The 17,304-nt window shown below is 63.5% G+C and carries 16 protein-coding genes; 12 read left to right on the forward strand and 4 right to left on the reverse strand.

The window, feature by feature from the left end; all coding sequences use genetic code 11:
- Positions 1–9 precede the first annotated feature (9 nt).
- Positions 10–660 (reverse strand): hypothetical protein, encoded by a 651-nt coding sequence (locus tag RX328_RS38105; RefSeq protein ID WP_213248341.1) that lies wholly within the window; start codon positions 658–660, stop codon positions 10–12.
- A gap of 208 nt (positions 661–868) precedes the next feature.
- Between RX328_RS38105 and RX328_RS38110 the strand changes: the two genes are divergently transcribed.
- The 6 genes from RX328_RS38110 (at position 869) to RX328_RS38135 (ending at position 7,124) form a co-directional block, all read left to right on the forward strand.
- Positions 869–1,627, forward strand: coding sequence for a 16S rRNA (uracil(1498)-N(3))-methyltransferase (locus RX328_RS38110; protein ID WP_213248033.1), 759 nt, complete (start codon positions 869–871; stop codon positions 1,625–1,627).
- A gap of 456 nt (positions 1,628–2,083) precedes the next feature.
- Complete coding sequence (locus tag RX328_RS38115; RefSeq protein ID WP_213248032.1) at positions 2,084–3,250, forward strand: ATP phosphoribosyltransferase regulatory subunit; 1,167 nt, start codon at positions 2,084–2,086, stop codon at positions 3,248–3,250.
- A complete protein-coding gene (gene hisG / locus RX328_RS38120) occupies positions 3,247–4,224 on the forward strand; it encodes an ATP phosphoribosyltransferase (protein WP_213248031.1) in 978 nt (325 codons plus the stop codon). Before RX328_RS38115 ends, hisG begins: the two co-directional genes overlap by 4 nt.
- Positions 4,225–4,299: 75 nt before the next feature.
- On the forward strand, positions 4,300–5,343 hold the full coding sequence (locus tag RX328_RS38125) for a glycosyltransferase family 2 protein (RefSeq protein WP_213248029.1): 1,044 nt from the start codon (positions 4,300–4,302) through the stop codon (positions 5,341–5,343).
- Positions 5,340–6,185, forward strand: coding sequence for a ChbG/HpnK family deacetylase (locus RX328_RS38130; protein WP_213248027.1), 846 nt, complete (start codon positions 5,340–5,342; stop codon positions 6,183–6,185). The genes RX328_RS38125 and RX328_RS38130 overlap by 4 nt, the downstream gene beginning before the upstream one ends.
- Positions 6,186–6,317: 132 nt before the next feature.
- Complete coding sequence (locus tag RX328_RS38135) at positions 6,318–7,124, forward strand: DUF2076 domain-containing protein (protein ID WP_213248024.1); 807 nt, start codon at positions 6,318–6,320, stop codon at positions 7,122–7,124.
- Between the two features lie 158 nt (positions 7,125–7,282).
- On the opposite strand, the gene RX328_RS38140 is transcribed toward RX328_RS38135, so the two are convergent.
- Positions 7,283–8,083, reverse strand: coding sequence for a L,D-transpeptidase (locus RX328_RS38140; RefSeq protein WP_213248022.1), 801 nt, complete (start codon positions 8,081–8,083; stop codon positions 7,283–7,285).
- A 305-nt stretch (positions 8,084–8,388) separates the two neighbouring features.
- Here RX328_RS38140 and RX328_RS38145 point away from each other — a divergent pair, with 305 nt between their 5' ends.
- Complete coding sequence (locus RX328_RS38145; RefSeq protein ID WP_213248020.1) at positions 8,389–9,168, forward strand: protein phosphatase CheZ; 780 nt, start codon at positions 8,389–8,391, stop codon at positions 9,166–9,168.
- Between the two features lie 233 nt (positions 9,169–9,401).
- On the opposite strand, the gene RX328_RS38150 is transcribed toward RX328_RS38145, so the two are convergent.
- Complete coding sequence (locus tag RX328_RS38150; protein ID WP_213248018.1) at positions 9,402–9,911, reverse strand: hypothetical protein; 510 nt, start codon at positions 9,909–9,911, stop codon at positions 9,402–9,404.
- Positions 9,912–10,252: 341 nt separating this feature from the next.
- Between RX328_RS38150 and groES the strand changes: the two genes are divergently transcribed.
- The 4 genes from groES (at position 10,253) to RX328_RS38170 (ending at position 14,794) form a co-directional block, all read left to right on the forward strand.
- Positions 10,253–10,549 (forward strand): co-chaperone GroES, encoded by a 297-nt coding sequence (groES, locus tag RX328_RS38155; protein WP_213248016.1) that lies wholly within the window; start codon positions 10,253–10,255, stop codon positions 10,547–10,549.
- 127 nt (positions 10,550–10,676) lie between these two features.
- Positions 10,677–12,323, forward strand: coding sequence for a chaperonin GroEL (gene groL, locus RX328_RS38160; RefSeq protein WP_213248014.1), 1,647 nt, complete (start codon positions 10,677–10,679; stop codon positions 12,321–12,323).
- 494 nt (positions 12,324–12,817) lie between these two features.
- Positions 12,818–14,017: a hypothetical protein gene (locus RX328_RS38165; RefSeq protein ID WP_213248012.1), complete on the forward strand. Its 1,200-nt coding sequence runs from the start codon at positions 12,818–12,820 to the stop codon at positions 14,015–14,017.
- A 126-nt stretch (positions 14,018–14,143) separates the two neighbouring features.
- Positions 14,144–14,794, forward strand: a complete 651-nt coding sequence (locus RX328_RS38170; protein ID WP_213248010.1) for a hypothetical protein — start codon at positions 14,144–14,146, stop codon at positions 14,792–14,794.
- 13 nt (positions 14,795–14,807) lie between these two features.
- Here the strand turns inward: RX328_RS38170 and RX328_RS38175 are convergent, their stop codons facing one another.
- Positions 14,808–15,221 (reverse strand): META domain-containing protein, encoded by a 414-nt coding sequence (locus RX328_RS38175; RefSeq protein WP_213248008.1) that lies wholly within the window; start codon positions 15,219–15,221, stop codon positions 14,808–14,810.
- A gap of 259 nt (positions 15,222–15,480) precedes the next feature.
- Here RX328_RS38175 and RX328_RS38180 point away from each other — a divergent pair, with 259 nt between their 5' ends.
- Entirely contained in the window at positions 15,481–17,223 is a 1,743-nt protein-coding gene (locus RX328_RS38180; protein ID WP_213248006.1) for an ABC transporter ATP-binding protein/permease, read from the forward strand.
- Positions 17,224–17,304 lie beyond the last annotated feature (81 nt).

Below are 17,304 nucleotides of genomic sequence, written 5' to 3' on the forward strand. Positions count from 1 at the left end.
GGAGCCGCATCATCGCGCGAGAACGTTGCCGTTCAGCGTATCGAAGGTGCTGCCGCCCTTCCTGACCGTCTGCGCTTCGGGGAGCGACGCCGAACCCAGCACCTCGCTGAGGCTCGGACCGGCCGGCCCGCGGGCCTGCGCCTGCTGCGCGACAGCACAGACCTGCTTCTGCATCTTCTCGGTGTTCTTGTGGCCGTTCCGGAGCTGATCGGCGATCTGCGGCGGAATTCCGCATTTGGCCGAATTGGTCTCGACGTACTTGATCATCTTCAATTCGGCCTGGCCGAAATTGCCGATCAGCTTGCAGGCTTCATCCGGCGGCGCCTTGCGGTCGCTCGCGGCCTTGATCAGCTTGCCGCGCCTCTCGGCTTCCTCGCGCAGGGGAACGAACCCCTTCATGCACGCGTCCGCCGGACCGCTGGCCTGCGGCGGCGGACCACTGAATCCGCTGGAAACCGGGGCCGCGCCCTGCGACGGGAACGGCGATGGTGCGCCGACCGAAGCCGACGGCGCCGCGCCGTTCACTGGCGGAAACGGCGAATTCGCGGGTGCGGCGCTCTGGTTCGGCAAGGGCGCCGGGAACGCACCTTGCGCAAACACGTGGCCCGCGTGAACGGTCACGATTGCAGCGGTCAGCGGCACAATCAGGCGGCGGATCATCAAGGGTGTATCTCCGGCGAGGTCCAGGCAGCCCCAGCGTTTTCCGAACGAAGCGGATTTGCGGTGGGGCACTTTTTACGATTCCTGCCGACGCTTAACAACCCATTGATTAGGGCAGCAGCGCGGCGTAACGCCCCGTCGGAACTAAAAATAGCGTCCGGATTCTAGCGCTTTAGGCTAAAAGCGGCGCGGAAACGGAACATTATCGATGCCCGAACTCGATTTTCGCGCCCCTCGCCTGTTCGTCGATGCCCCGTTGCACGAGGGCGAAAGAATCGCGCTGGAGCGCAACCAGAGCAATTATCTGGGCAACGTGCTGCGGCTCTCGGCCGGCGAGACGATCCTGGTGTTCAACGGCCGCGACGGCGAATGGCAGGCAGCGATCGAAGGCCGCAAGCGGCCCGATGGCCTCGTGATCGCCGCGCAGACGCGGCCGCAGGACCGCCTGCCCGACATCGCCTATGTCTTTGCGCCGCTGAAACACGCGCGCCTCGACTACATGGTGCAGAAGGCGGTCGAGATGGGTGCCTCAAGCCTGCAGCCGGTGTTGACGCGGCACACCCAGGTCTCGCGGGTGAATAGCGAGCGGATGCGCGCCAATGTCATCGAGGCTGCCGAACAATGCGGGATATTGAGCCTTGCGCTGGTTGCCGAGCCGATCGCGCTGGACCGCTTTCTCGACAAGCGCGAAGCCGGCCGCCTGCTGGTGTTCTGCGACGAGGCGAGAGACGTCGCCGATCCCGTGCAAGCGCTGCAAGCGGCGCAGGTGGGCTCGGGGATCGACCTATTGATCGGTCCCGAAGGCGGGTTTGCCGCGGAAGAACGCGAGCTTCTCCTGCGCCAGCCGAGCATCCTCAGGCTCTCGCTGGGACCTCGGATTCTACGGGCCGATACGGCGGGCGTGGCCGCACTGGCGCTGGTGCAGGCGGCGCTGGGGGACTGGCGGGCGGCTGCTCGTCAGCATTAGTCAGGGAAGCACCGCCGGACGGGTTCCCTTCCCCTTGCGGGGTCCGAGACGAGCGAAGCTCGCTCGTGGGTTAGGGAGAGGGGCACCGCTTGCTCCGCTGCCAGACGGACCGCGACACGAGGCTCTCAGCGCGGGCGTGGCGCGCCATGATTTGATAGAGGTAAGCCTGATTTCTTCGTTCGAATGCGCGGCTTACCCCTCTCCCCAACCCTCCCCCGTAAGGGGGAGGGAGCCCGAAGCGCGTGCTCACCTCACTTGCGTCACGGCCTCGCCTGGGCATCCAGACCGTTGCCGACCCGGCTTAGCTCGCCCAGCCACCGCGCATTAATTCAGTTGGCCAATCCCTGTCGAAACGCCGCCCGGGCCATGCTAAGGCCTGCCCGAGCAAGCCCCGGAACCTCGAGGCCCCGAAAACAAAACCCCGGAACCCCGTTTTTCCGGATATTTGGACGTAAGATGACCGCGACCGCTGCCGCCAGAGGTGCTGCCGGGTCCGCCGCCTGGGCGGATGCGCTGCTATTGTCGTTTGCACAAGGCGGCTACGTCCAGGCCCACCCGGCCATCCTGCAGCCGGCGGAGCCGTTTCTCGATCTCTCCGGCGAGGACATTCGCAAGAGCCTGTACCTGACGACCGACCCTTCCGGCGAGGAACTCTGTCTGCGCCCCGACCTCACCATCCCGGTGGCGCGGGACTATCTCGCCTCGGGACGTGCCGGCCAGCCGGCCGGGTTCAGCTATCTCGGGCCGGTGTTCCGCTATCGCGGCGGCCAGCCCAGCGAATTTTTGCAGGCCGGCATCGAATCCTTCGGCCGGCAGGACCGCGCCGCGGCGGATGCCGAAATGCTGGCGCTGGCGCTGGGAGCGACCTCGGCGTTTGGATTGAAGGATGTCGAAATCCGCACCGGCGACGTCGCGCTGTTCAATGCGCTGATCGACGCGCTCGATCTCTATCCGGTGTGGCGGCGGCGGCTGATCAAGGACTTCAACCGCAAGCTCAGCCTCACCGAGGACATCGAGCGGCTGACGCTTGCGACCGCGCCTGGCCGCAACGAATATGAGGGCGTACTGGCGGCGCTCGCCGGCTCCGATCGCAAGGCGGCGCTGGCGCTGGTCACCGACCTGATGTCGATCGCCGGCACCACCAATGTCGGCGGACGCACGGTCGACGAGATCGCCGACCGCTTTCTCGAACAATCGACGCTGAAGGGCGGCGCACTGCCGCGCGACGCGCTCGATATCATCAAGCGCTTCCTGGCGATCGCCGGCGACCCCGATGAATCGGTGGCGCAACTGCGCGCGCTGGCCGCAGACGCCAAGCTCGATCTGACGGCGGCGATTGACGAACTCGAAAGCCGCGTCGGCTTCATGGCCGCGCGCGGCATCGACACCAAGCTGACGCGCTTCTCCACCTCGTTTGGCCGCGGGCTCGATTATTACACCGGCTTCGAATTCGAGCTGCATGCCAAGGGCAACGGCGTCGAACCGCTGGTCGCAGGCGGACGCTATGATGGCCTGATGACGCAACTCGGTTCACCGACGCCTATCCCCGCGGTCGGATTCTCAGTGTGGATCGAAACACTGACGCAACACGCCAAGCCTGTTTCGGAAGGGAGCGCCACATGAGCGTTCCCTTCGTCCTTGCCGTTCCCTCCAAGGGCCGCCTGCAGGAAAACGCCGAGGCGTTCTTCACCCGCGCTGGCATGACGCTGGCAAAACCGCGCGGCGTGCGCGACTATCGCGGCACCATTGCAGGCCTCGACAATGTCGAGATCGCTTATCTCTCGGCGAGCGAGATTGCTTCGCAACTGGCGCGCGGCATGGTGCATCTCGGTGTCACCGGCGAAGATCTGTTGCGCGAAAGCATCCCCGATGCCGACAAGCGCGTGCTGCTGATCGACAGCCTCGGCTTCGGCAGCGCCAACGTCGTGGTCGCGGTGCCGCAGGCCTGGATCGACGTTCGCACCATGGCCGATCTCGACGACGTCACCACCGGCTTCCGCGCCCAGCATAACCGGCGGATGAGGGTCGCGACCAAATACATCAACCTGACGCGCAACTTCTTCGCCGCCCACGGCGTGGTCGACTATCGCATTGTCGAAAGCGCCGGCGCCACCGAAGGCGCGCCCGCCGTCGGCACCGCCGAGATGATCGTCGACATCACGACGACAGGCGCGACGCTCGCCGCCAACGGGCTGAAGGTGCTCGACGACGGCGTGATCTTGCGCAGCCAGGCCAACCTCGTGGCCTCCCGCGATGCCGACTGGTCGGCTGAGGCACGCGAGACCGCGCGCGTGATCCTCGATCATATTGCTGCGCGTGCGCGAGCCAGCAAATATCGCGAGGTGCGTACACGTTTCGCCGGCTGCAACGAGGCGTTGCTGACCGAGGCGCATAACCGCTTTGGTGTGGTGGCGCCGTTCGGCGGGCCGACATCTTCCGGCATGCTCACGCTGCACTGCCCACCGATGCATCTTTACGCGCTCGGCAGCTTCCTGCGCGAGCACGGCGCCGACACCGTTTCGATTGCCTCGCTCGATTATGTGCTCGACCGCGAAAACCCGCTATTTGCCAAGCTCGAGACGTTCCTGAGGCAATAAGGCTGCCGTTTCGTTCATCGTTGCGACAGCATTTCGCAGGTAACATATGTGGTTGGATAATCTGGGACCTGATTGATGACGCTCGGCTCTGACGTTTCCCGCCTGACGACGACCGCAGCCAGCGCCGCGGCGAAAGGCTTGTCGGTTGTCGTGCCGCTGTACAACGAGGCGGCAGGGCTCGCTTTGCTGCACGAGCGATTGATCGGGCTCGCCAAGACGCTGAAGGCGCGCTACGGCCTCATCTGCGAAGTGGTCTATGTCGACGACGGCAGCGCCGACAATACGCTGGCGATCGCGCGTTCGCTCGCCGCCGATGCGCTCGACGTGCAGGTCGTCTCGCTGTCGCGCAATTTCGGCAAGGAGGCAGCCCTGATGGCGGGGCTCGATCATGCCCGCCGCGGCGCTATCCTGTTCATGGACGGCGACGGCCAGCATCCGCCGAGTCTGGTTGAAAAGCTCGTCGCGCACTGGATCAATGACGGCTACGACGTGGTCTATACGGCGAAGGCGCATCGCGACAATGAATCGTTCCTGCGCCGCCAGGCGGTGCACAGCTTCTACGCGCTGATCAATTGGGGCGCCCGGCAGAAGATCCCCGAGGACGCCGGCGATTTCCGCCTGCTGTCGCCACGTGCGGCGGCCGCGCTGCGGCAGCTTCCCGAACGCAACCGCTTCTTCAAGGGCCTGTCGAACTGGATCGGCTTCCGCCAGATCCGCGTCGATTACGAGCCGGCGCCGCGGGCGCACGGCGTCACCACGTTCAGCCCGGGCCGGCTGATCGGCCTGTCGATCGAGGGACTGACGTCGTTCTCGGTGGCGCCGCTGCGCTTTGCAAGTTTGCTCGGCGTGCTGCTGGCCATCAGCGCCTTCCTGTTCGGCCTCACCATTCTCTGGGAGGTCTGGACCACCGGCAAGCAGGTCCCCGGCTATCCCTCGCTGATGATCGGGATGATGACGATCGGCGGCGTGCAGCTCATCATGATCGGCATCGTCGGCGAATATATCGGCAAGATTCTCTCCGAGCTGAAGGCGCGTCCGATCTATTTCGTCGCCGAGCACAACGAGAAGCGCGCCGATGGCGAGACGACGGTCAGCGCCGAGCGGACCGCCGCCGAATGAACGATGCCGCGCCGCCGCGCCGAATCTGGCTATGCGCCGACGATTACGGGCTGGCCGAAGGCGTCAACCGCGCCATCCGCGATTTGATCGGCCGCGGCCGTCTCAATGCCACCTCTGTCATGGTGGTGGGACCTGCGATCGGGCGCGCCGAGGTCGCTGAGTTGCAAGAAGTTGCGGCGAACAGCCCGCGCTGCGCGATCGGGCTGCATGCGACGCTGACCGCGCCGTTTCGTCCGCTGACGATGCATTTTCGCCCCGTTGACGGCGGCCTGTTCCTGCCGTTTCCGAAATTGCTGCGCGCCGGCCTGTTGCGGCGGCTCGAGCCTGAAATGATCGAAGACGAACTCGCAGCCCAGCTCGCAGCTTTCAAGGACCTGTTCGGCCGCGCGCCCGATTTCGTCGACGGCCATCAGCACGCGCAACTCTTCCCTGGGGTGCGCGACGCTTTTCTGCGCGCGGTCAAGGAGGCAGCCCCCGGCGCCTGGGTCCGCCAGGGCGGACGCCTCAAGCCATTGAGCAAGCTGCTCGGCGCGCCCAAGGCTTTGGTGCTCGACATTCTCAGCGCGCAATTTCGCAAGCGCGCCGCCTATGCAAAAATTCCATTCAACCCGGCGTTCGCCGGCGCCTATGATTTTTCGAAAGAGCCCGATTTCGGCGTACTGATGGCTCAGTTCCTCGAAGGGCTGCCGGAAGGCGGGCTGATGATGTGCCACCCCGGCTTTGTCGACGAAACGCTCGAGGCGCTTGATCCCCTGACCACACAGCGCGAGGCGGAACACGCATTTCTGGCAAGTGATCGATTCCCGACATTGCTGGCGGCGAATAACGTCACATTGAGGTAGCAAACATCGGCAAAAGCCGCTTGGCGTTTTGTCGCATACCAAAATTTAATTCGGCTTCCCACTACTTGCGACACAAAGCCCTCCTTACATCTTCGGGCGCGTCGATCACGATTCGACGCGAAGGAGAGGGCCATGACACCGCAAGAACGCCAACTGATTGACGATCTTTTTGACCGCCTCGCCAAGCTGGAAAGCGCCAAGCGCGATCCGGAAGCCATGGCGGCGATCATGCAGGGCCTGCGCAACGCGCCCAATGCGGTGTATGCGCTGGTGCAAACCGCGCTGGTGCAGGACGAAGCGCTGAGGCGCGCCGACATGCGCATCCAGGAATTGGAAGCGGCGGCGGGCCAGCAAACTCAATCCGGCGGCTTTCTCGATTCGATGCGCGACGCGATCTTCGGGCAGAGCCAGCCGCCAGGATCGTCGCAGGGTTCGGTGCCCAACGTCCGCGCGCCCGACATGGGCAGCCGTCCGACTTGGAACAGCGGTCAGGTGCTGCAACAGAGCCAGGCGCCCGGACAGTATAATCAGCCCGGCTATGGCCAGCCCTCTGGTGCGCAGCAATCGCCGTTCGGCGGCGGCGGCTCCTTCCTCGGAACGGCAGCGGCGGCCGCGGCCGGCGTAGTCGGCGGATCGCTGCTGGCCAACAGCATTCGAGGGATGATGGGCGGCGGCGGCAACCACCAGGCGTTCGGCGACACGGCGAACCACAGCGGCGGCGTCGAAGACCGCAGGCCGTGGAGCGATCAGTCCGGCGGCGATCTCGCGCGCGAGGCCGGCATCAACGACATCGGCTCATCCAGCCGACGCGCCGACAACAATGATGATAGTGGTTCGCGGCAGGGATTTTTTGATCAAGCTTCGCACGATGAAGGCGACGACATGGATCATGATTCCGATGGTTTTGACGGTGACGGCGGTGACAGCGATTACGCGTGACGCGCGTCAGCTATGAAAACGAAAACGGCCGCCCGATCGGGCGGCCGTTTTATTTGGGCATTCGTAGCCCGGATGGAGCGAAGCGCAATCCGGGGACTATCTCACCGCAGCGCGACCTGTCCCGGATTTCGCTTCGCTAGATCCGGGCTACCAGAGCATCAGATCACCACCACCTTCGCACCGACACCGACGCGGCCGTAGAGATCAATCACGTCCTCGTTGCGCATGCGGATGCAGCCGGACGAGACGTTGGTGCCGATGGTCCAGGGCTCGTTGGAGCCGTGGATGCGATAGAGCGATGATCCCAGATACATCGCGCGTGCGCCGAGCGGATTTTGCGGGCCGCCTTCCATGTGCCGCGGCAGATCGGGGCGGCGCGCCAGCATTTCCGGCGGCGGCGTCCAGGCCGGCCATTCCTTCTTCGCCGAAATCGTCTTGACGCCCGACCAGGTGAAGCCGGGACGGCCAACGCCGACGCCGTAGCGCAGCGCCTTGCCGTCGCCCTGCACCAGAAACAGGAACTTGTTTGGGGTGTCGATCACGATGGTGCCCGGGCTTTCCTTGCCGTGATACTCGACCACCTGCTTTTCATATTTCGGATCGAGCCGGTGCTGGGCGGGATCGACTGCTTCCTCCTCCTCGCGCCGCATCGACTGCTGCGGATCCATCGGCGGCAGCAGCGCGCGCCGCCCGCCATATCCGTAGTCCGGTTGCTGCTGGTAGACGGGCTGCTGATAGCGCCCGCCCTGCGGCGCATCGCCGAACAGGAATTCGATGAAGCCGCCGCCCATATTGGAGCGTTCGGCAGAAGCCATGCGCACCGGCGCCGGCGGCGCGGGCTGGCGGGCGTAGATCACGGTGGGCTCAGTTGATGATGAGGCGTCGATCGCTGCAGCCTCACTGGCGAAGCAAAGGCAAGACACGCTCGCAAAGAGCGCAACAATGATTTTTCCGGACATCGACGTACTCTGTACTGTTCGTCACTTCGGGTTCGCGGGGCGCAACGATGAACGCCGCTGCGCGCGATCAATACAAATCAAAACCTAATCGGTTTGGTAAACAGAAGCCGCGTTTCGATTCACCACGTCGGCAATCGCGCACGGATTTGTCGGACAGCGTTTATTTTGCGTGAACGCGGTCCCCTCATGGTTAATCGAGAGTGTGCGGCCGTGGGCAAAGCGCCGACATGCGATTTTGCGCCGTGAACCTGACGTTAAATCGCCATGGTCTAAAACATCCGGGCAATGAAGGGGTGGGAAATCTCATGTCGGTAAGTCGCAAACGTTTTCGAATCGAACAAGCCATTCTGGGCGATGCGCCAATTGTCATGCCCGCAGTCGATGGCGGCGAGATTGGCCCGATGCATCGCGAGATCATGGCCGAGCTGCGCGCCATCCGAGCACAGATGGCCGGCTTCGGTCACGCCCGCGCCGGTTCGACCGAGCAGTCGGATATTATCGCGCGCGAGACCGCCGATGCGCACGCGCTGTTGGAAACCTATCGCGCCCAGATCGAACAGTGTGCGAAGCTCAAGGTCGAGCTCGATCTGATTCACGACGCCATCAACCGCACCAAGCGCGAGATCGCCACCCTGCACGGCAAGAGCTTTGACGGCCAGGAAATGGCCAAGGTCAATGGCGAGCTCGGTGCCGTCGTCGGCGGCACCGAACAGGCTACCCAGCAAATCCTGGAAGCCACCGAAGCGATCGACCAGGCGGCAACCGCTTTGTCCAAGAACATCTCGCCCGACCAGCAGAAGCTGCTCAGCGAGGATATCCAGGAACGCGTCGTCTCGATCTTCGAAGCCTGCAACTTCCAGGACCTCACCGGCCAGCGCATCAGCAAGGTGATGACCACGATGAAGTTCATCGAGCAGCACATCTACACGATGATGGACATCTGGGGCGGCGTCGATGCGATCAAGGCGCACGCCGCGCCGATCGTCGACACCCGCGAAGGCGACGCCAAGCTGCTCAACGGTCCGAAACTGGACGGCGACGCCGGCCACGCCTCGCAGGACGACATCGACGCCCTGTTTGATTGATCGGGCTGGTTAACGCGCGCTAAACAAACGCCGGCAGCGATGCCGGCGTTTTTTTGTTGGGCTCGTGCCCATCCTCCACCGTCATCATCCGCGAAAGCGGATGATCCAGTATCCCAGAGACATCAGCGATTCAGCGGAGAAGCCGCTCCTGCTGGATGTCCGGCCGGAGCCTGTCATCGGGCTCGCCGAAGGCGAGACCCGGTGGCGGGCATGACGATGAGGGTGTTGCCGCCTCACGCCCGCGGCGCGCAGCGGACATAGACCATGTTGCCGTAGCGGACCGCGGCGTCCTTTTCGATGAAGCGGGTCACCAGCACGCGGCCGTCGAACGAAACGATCTCGCGATCCTGTTCGCCGCCGGCGGGACCAGGCGGACCGATATAATTCTTGCCGCTCGGGCTGCCCTTGAGGCGCAGCTCCTGCGGAGTGGCCTGGTCGGCCAGATGCATGACCACGCCGCCATTGGCGCCGGCGCCGATCACGTAGGGCTGCTTGCACTGCCCGCGCGCCGCCGCTTCGGTGCGGGCGCGGTCATTGGGATTCTGGAACGAGGCGAGGCCCCAGCGGCCGACGATCTCGTCGGAGCGGATGGTTGCCGGCATTTCCGGCGCGACTTCGGGCTCGGGCGGCGGACTGGATGACAGTGACGGCAGGCTCATGCTGCTGCACGCCGCCAGCAAGATCGAAAGCGCCGACGCGATCGCCAGATTGGCAACCGTACGCGCATTACGTGAGCTGATCATCGCATTCCCCCGAGCAATCACTTGGCCGCTCCCGTCAAGCAGCCAACCGCAAAAAGTCTGCCGGAGCAATGACGTCGGTTAAAATTACGCCGCTGCACCGATTTGGTTTCCGAAGCACCATCCTATATTGGCCTCACCAAGGCTTTAATCCCCTTGTTTGCTTGACAGGATCGGCGCCAAGCCATATTCCCCGGCTCCACGTTTAGCACTCAAATACAACGATTGCTAAGGGTTGTGCTGCCTCGCCCGGGGCGGCGTCGAATACCCGGCATTCCCAGCCATTTTCGAGTGGTACAGACCCGAAACCTAAGCCTCCCAGAGGAACTTCAAGAGGAGACGTCATGGCCAAAACCAAATTCCGTCCACTGCACGACCGCGTCGTGGTCAAGCGCATCGATGCCGAAGAGAAGACCAAGGGCGGCATCATCATTCCCGACAGCGCCAAGGAAAAGCCGTCGCAGGGCGAAGTCGTTGCCGTCGGGCCGGGCGGCCGCGATGAGGCCGGCAAGCTGCTTCCGATCGACGTCAAGGTCGGCGACCGCGTGCTGTTCGGCAAATGGTCCGGCACCGAGGTCAAGCTCGAAAACGAGGAACTCCTGATCATGAAGGAGTCCGACATCATGGGCGTCCTGACTTAACAGCATGCTCCCGCACCCTGAGGAGACAGCGAAGCTGCCGTCTCGAGGGGCCCAGCTTTCACAAATTCATCCTTCGCGGGCGATGCCCGCTCCTCAGGATGAGGACCGTTTTCTAGGAGCAATTCAAATGGCTGCCAAAGACGTTAAATTTTCCGGCGACGCCCGCGACCGCATGCTGCGCGGCGTCGACGTTCTCGCCAACGCGGTGAAGGTGACGCTCGGTCCGAAGGGCCGCAACGTCGTGATCGAGAAGAGCTTCGGCGCTCCCCGCATCACCAAAGACGGCGTCACCGTCGCCAAGGAAATCGAGCTCGAAGACAAGTTCGAGAACATGGGCGCGCAGATGCTGCGCGAAGTCGCCTCCAAGACCAACGACACCGCGGGCGACGGCACCACGACTGCGACCGTGCTGGCGCAGGCGATCGTGCGCGAAGGCGGCAAGGCGGTCGCCGCCGGCATGAACCCGATGGACCTCAAGCGCGGCATCGACATCGCGGTCCACGCCGTCGTCAAGGATATCGAGAAGCGCGCCAAGCCGGTCGCCTCCTCGTCCGAAGTCGCCCAGATCGGGACCATCTCGGCCAACGGCGACACCGCCATCGGCAAGATGATCGCGCAGGCGATGCAGAAGGTCGGCAATGAAGGCGTGATCACGGTCGAGGAAAACAAGTCGCTCGAGACCGAAGTGGACATCGTCGAGGGCATGAAGTTCGACCGCGGCTACCTGTCGCCCTACTTCATCACCAACGCCGAGAAGATGACCGCCGAGCTGGAAGACGTCTACGTGCTCTTGCACGAGAAGAAGCTGTCCGGCCTGCAGTCGATGCTGCCGGTGCTGGAAGCCGTGGTGCAGTCGGGCCGTCCGCTGCTGATCATCGCCGAGGACGTCGAGGGCGAGGCGCTGGCGACGTTGGTGGTCAACCGCCTGCGCGGCGGCTTGAAGGTCGCCGCCGTCAAGGCGCCGGGTTTCGGCGATCGCCGCAAGGCGATGCTGGAAGACATCGCGATCCTGACCGGCGGTCAGCTCATCTCCGATGAACTCGGCATGAAGCTCGAAAGCGTCACCATCAACATGCTCGGCCGCGCCGGCAAGGTGGTGATCGACAAGGAAAACACCACGATCGTCAAGGGCGCCGGCAAGAAGAAGGACATCGAGGCCCGCGTCACCCAGATTAAGGCGCAGATCGAGGAGACCACCTCGGACTACGACCGCGAGAAGCTGCAGGAGCGCCTTGCAAAACTCGCCGGCGGCGTCGCGGTGATCAAGGTCGGCGGTGCGACCGAGGTCGAGGTCAAGGAGAAGAAGGACCGCGTCGAGGACGCCCTCAACGCGACCCGCGCAGCCGTGCAGGAAGGCATCGTGCCGGGCGGCGGCGTGGCGCTGCTCCGCGCCAAAAAGGCGGTCGGCCGCATCAACAACGACAATTCCGATGTTCAGGCCGGTATCAATATCGTCCTGAAGGCGCTGGAAGCCCCGGTTCGCCAGATCTCGGAAAACGCCGGCGTCGAAGGCTCGATCGTGGTCGGCAAGATCCTCGAGAACAAGTCGGAGACCTTCGGCTTCGACGCCCAGACCGAGGAATATGTCGACATGGTCGACAAGGGCATCATCGATCCGGCCAAGGTGGTGCGCACCGCGCTGCAGGACGCTTCGTCGGTGGCCGGCCTTTTGGTGACCACCGAAGCCATGGTCGCCGAACTGCCGAAGGAATCAGCGCCGGCGATGCCCGGCGGTGGCGGCGGCATGGGTGGAATGGGCGGCATGGGGTTCTGAGACCCCGCTCCTCAAACAGATCGAAGGCCGCCCCCGGGGCGGCCTTCTTTTTTGCGGGAGACATCGAGGTCTCTCGTGATGTGGGCGCGCTGGCAAGGCTCCCTCCCCCCTTGCGGGGGAGGGTTGGGGAGAGGGGTAAGCCGCGCATTCGGACGAAGAGATCAGGCCAATCTGAGATTCTAGCGTGACGCGTTCGTCTGGTAGCAGAGCAAGCGGCACCCCTCTCCCTAACCCTCGAGCGAGCTTCGCTCGTCTCGGACCCCGCAAGGGGGGAGGGAACCCTTCCGCCGGTGCGTCCCTACCCCGTGCTAAGCAGCCGTAAGGCGACGTGAGACCGTCATGCAATGTCGAAATGTGAGGTGAGCACGCTCGCCGGGCTCCATCCCCTTGCCGGGTGCGAGGAGCACAAGCCTCCTCACGGCCTTCTTTTTGGCCGAAGCTAGCGAGGTTTGCTACCTAAGGCGTCTCCGATTCTGTGGTCTAAGGGAATTCTCATGCGCGCGCTCCCCCTTCTCCTGCTCGGTCTGGTGATGGCCTCCCCGAATTTCGCTATCGCCCAGATGAAACTGCAGCCCAAGACCGCGCCCGGCGCGACCGAGACGCGCTATTTCACCGCGATCGACGGGCTGATGGACGGCAATGCCGATGTCATCCTGAAGGAAACCCGCCAGGGCAAGAACGTCACCGCTGCTACTCTCGACGTCTGCTACCCCGCCGCGAAGGGCGCCGACCGCAAGGACCGCTTTGTCGCCAACCTCACCGTCAGCGGCCAGAACCTGACCGGCACCACGCAGAGCCTCGGTGACAAGCTGCCGGTCACGGTCAAGCTGTTGCGCAAGCCTGTCGGCGACACCTTCGAATTCCGCGGCCAGATCAGCATCGGCCAGACCGTGACCGAAGTGACCTCGACCGACAATTCCGATCTCAGCGAGAAGGAATTTCAGGAGTACCAGACCAGCGACGACGGCATCACGCCGGCGCCGAAGGATTTTACCGACGTCTCGCCGGAAGCGATCGGCGTGCGGGTCAAGCTCGACGCCGCGTTGGACTTCCTCAAGAGTCTGAAGGGCGAGGCCGTCGAGGTCGGGCTTTCCAGCCTTTCGATCTCCTGCGACGCGCTGCGCGCCGGCGAGCAGACCATCAACCTGACGGCCGATCCGGAGCGCGCCGCCGCGCTGATCGCGAAGGCGAAGGCGGCACCAGGCGTGATCGCCGCGGGATGGACCAGCGGCAGCGTCGAAATGGACCGTACCATCCGTTTTGCAGCGGCCGATTGGCGCGACGGCGACAAGATCAACAGGGACAAAATCGCCTCGGCCATTTCAGGCGTGCTGGCGAAAACGCTTGCCGCCAAGCCGGCGGGCGCCGAGTGGGACGCCAACACCGGAAAACTGACGCTGAGCTTCAAGCGGCCGAGCCCGATCTATCCCGCGCTCGCGCTGACCGAAACTGTCGAGGTCACCGCGCTGGTCTCGCCGGATAAACCGGGCGGCACCGATCGGCTGATGCTGTGGATCTCGAGCCCGGTGATCACGACCGCGGATGAAGGCGCCGGCCCAAAACTGCATTTGTCGGAAGGGTCCACCGGCGACGAAGAAGGCGGCGAACCGAAGGACGACAATGGCTCGCTCGAAGCGCTGGCCAGGGAATTCAAGGGCCAGCGCTGGGACGCGGACAAGTCGGTGTGGAAGTAGAATGTGATAACCGAGCGCGTTACGGAGCCCGATTGTTAAGATTCGATTCAGTTTAAAGGAACATCATCGGCTAGCTGAACGTGGGCCAACGCCATGCACGACCGCGAGCCGAGTACCGTTGAAAGCATGTTGTCCGGGAATGCGGCTGGCGAGCTGGGGCCCGCGCTGCCGGCGAGCCTGTGGAATTCCCTCGATCGCGATGACGTATTGGTGGTACGGGAGTCATTTCGCGACCGGGCGCGCAGCGCGTTGCTGGTCACCGTGGCCGTGGCGGCAAGCTTTGGATTGGGATGGGCCGGCGGCCTGAGTTGGCCCGAGTTGGCAGGCACGCTCGGCCTTGAAACTGTTGCGCAGAAGGAAGCGCCCGCGCCGCGCATGGCTGAAGCACGGTCGAGCGGCAAGATTGAAGGCACCCGGAAGACCGCATCCACCTCAGATTCGCCCGCCGTCGTCGGAAGCATTCCCAAGCCGTCCGCCGTGTTGTCGGCCGGTGCACGCCCGGCTGCGGGCCCGGCCTCCCAGGCAAATGTCGGCCCCTCGGCGATTGCGATGCGGCCGCAGCCTTTGGTGGCGGCGCCGGAAACGAAGCCGACCACAATTTCCGGCTGGACAGTTGTCGACGTTCGGGATGGGACCGCCGTTCTCGAAGGTCCCGACGGTATCAGGATGGCCGCGCGCGGCGACACCATTCCCGGAATCGGACGTGTCGAATCCATCGTGCGCTGGGGCGGCCGCTGGGTCGTTGCCACCGCCAGCGGCCTGATCGCGACGCCCTGACCGAACTCCCGACCTAGTTCGTGTTGATGCGGAAGCGCAGCGTCTTCGCGCCGATGAACGACACGAAATCGCCCTGCCGCTTCCAGGTGCCGGCCTCGGCAAGTGCCGCAATCAGCTCATCATCTTGTTGCGCGCGATCCGGCGGACAAGTGCGGTTCTCCATCGCACCGGGAACGAAGATCACGGTATTGCCAGCCACCGAGAACTGGCCCTTGCCGCCCTTGCACCAGAGTTCGAAGATCACCTCGCCCTTGTCGCCGATCTCGAGATTGGGAATCCGCTTCGACCCGCGCTGACGATCCGCGTCGAGTGTCATTTCTGAGCCGAACGGAAAGCCGTTATCGGCCCTGACCGGGCTGAGATGAAGTGTGGTGGCAATCAGAAGAATCGATGCTGCCTGTTTCGACATGCGCGCGAATGAAATCATGCAACCTCTCAAACGTCCAACACCGCGCGCCGTTCTATTGAACAACGATGTGATTGGCTAGCTGCCCCGCACGGCGAATTGGGCACTGCCGAATCGCTCACATCCTCGCGAAGTGGTCTCCCGTCCCGCGATGCCAGGGTTGACTTCAACACCCGGACACGCCAACGCTGACCGCGGCACCCGCGTGGCATGCCCCCGTAAAATCACCAATTGTCCCGATTTTTCAGGCCTTTGAGGCCCTCCCCGGAGACGGCAATCTGTGAAAAATCTTCGCTCGATACTCGCCGCTGTATGGCGTATCTCGGTCCCCTATTTCCGTTCCGAGGACAAATGGGCCGGCCGCGGATTGCTGGCCGCGGTCATCGCCATCGAGCTTGCGATCGTCGGCATCAACGTCCTGATCAATCAGTGGAACGCCCGCTTCTATAATGCGCTGCAGGAACGAAACTGGGACTCCTTCGTCAGCGAGATCATCTATTTCAGCGTCGTTGTGACCGTTTTTATCGTGCTGGCGGTCTATCAGCTCTATCTCAATCAATGGCTGCAGATCCGCTGGCGGCGCTGGATGACCGCGCAATATCTCGGTGACTGGCTACATCACGCCAATCACTACCGGATGCAGCTTCAGGGGGACGCAGCCGACAACCCCGACCAGCGCATGACCGACGACGTCAAGCTGTTCGTCGATCGCACGCTCAACATCGGCGTCGGCCTTTTGAACTCGATTGTCACCTTGGCGTCCTTTGTCGCGATCCTGTGGGCCCTGTCGAACGCCGCACCGCTGCACCTGTTCGGCCAAGATTACCCGATTCCGGGATATCTCGTCTGGGGCGCGCTGATCTATTCGGTGCTCGGCACCATCCTGACCCATCTGATCGGCTGGCCGCTGGTCGGCATCGATTTCCGGCAGCAGCAATATGAAGCGGATTTTCGTTTCAACCTGGTCCGCGTGCGGGAAAATTCCGAGCAGATCGCGCTGTTGCACGGCGAGCAAGCCGAGCGCGAGCGCCTTATGGTTCGCTTCGGACGCGTCGTTGAAAACTGGCTCGCCATCATGAACCGGACGAAGAAGATAACGGCGTTCACGGCCAGCTATAATCAGGCTTCGGTGATCTTTCCCTATGTGCTGGTGGCACCTGCCTATTTCGCGGAGAAGATCCAACTCGGCGGCATGATGCAAACTGCATCGGCGTTTTCGAACGTTCAGGGCGCGCTTTCGTTCTTCATCACCATCTATCGGCAACTGGCGGAGTGGCAGGCGGTGGTTAATCGTCTCGACGGATTCGAGGCGGGAATAGTGGCGGCGCGCGAACTCGCCGACCGCGACGACCGGATTCACGTCAACAAGGCAGGCGACGGCGCCATCGACCTCAAGGATTTGACGCTACGTCTGCCGAACGGAACGCCGCTGGTGACCGCAGATGGATTCAGCCTTCGCAAGGGCGAGCGCACGCTGGTCACAGGCCCGTCCGGGTCCGGCAAATCGACGCTGTTCCGCGCCATCGCCGGCATCTGGCCGTTCGGCTCCGGCTCGATCACCGTACCGGCAGGGGCGACCTTGATGATGCTGCCGCAGCGCCCGTATTTCCCGACCGGAACACTACGAGCGGCAGTCGAATACCCTGCCAAGGAAGGCGCGTTCACGCCCGCTCAGATCAGCCAGACGCTGGAGTTAGTGGGATTGCCGAAGCTCGCGTCCCAACTCGACGAACACGGGCACTGGAATCGGACGCTGTCGCTCGGCGAGCAGCAGCGACTTGGATTGGCACGTGCGCTGTTGCATGTGCCGCAATACCTGTTCCTCGACGAGGCGACGGCGTCGCTCGACGAACCTTCGGAAGCGGCGCTCTATCGCCTGCTCGAGGCGAAATTGCCGGCCACTACCATCATCTCGATCGGGCATCGCTCGACGCTCGACGCCTTCCACGATCGCAATGTCGTGCTTGCCCGAGCCGGAGATGGATTCGCGCTGCAGGACAGCAAGAGCGCCACCGCGTCGTAGTCATGTAGCCCGGATGGAGCGCAGCGAATCCGGGGCCAGTCTCACATGCGGATCACCGCGGAGAGACCTTTCCCGGATTAC

Origin of the sequence: Bradyrhizobium sp. sBnM-33 (assembly GCF_032917945.1) — a bacterium.
In the GTDB taxonomy this organism is placed as follows: domain Bacteria; phylum Pseudomonadota; class Alphaproteobacteria; order Rhizobiales; family Xanthobacteraceae; genus Bradyrhizobium.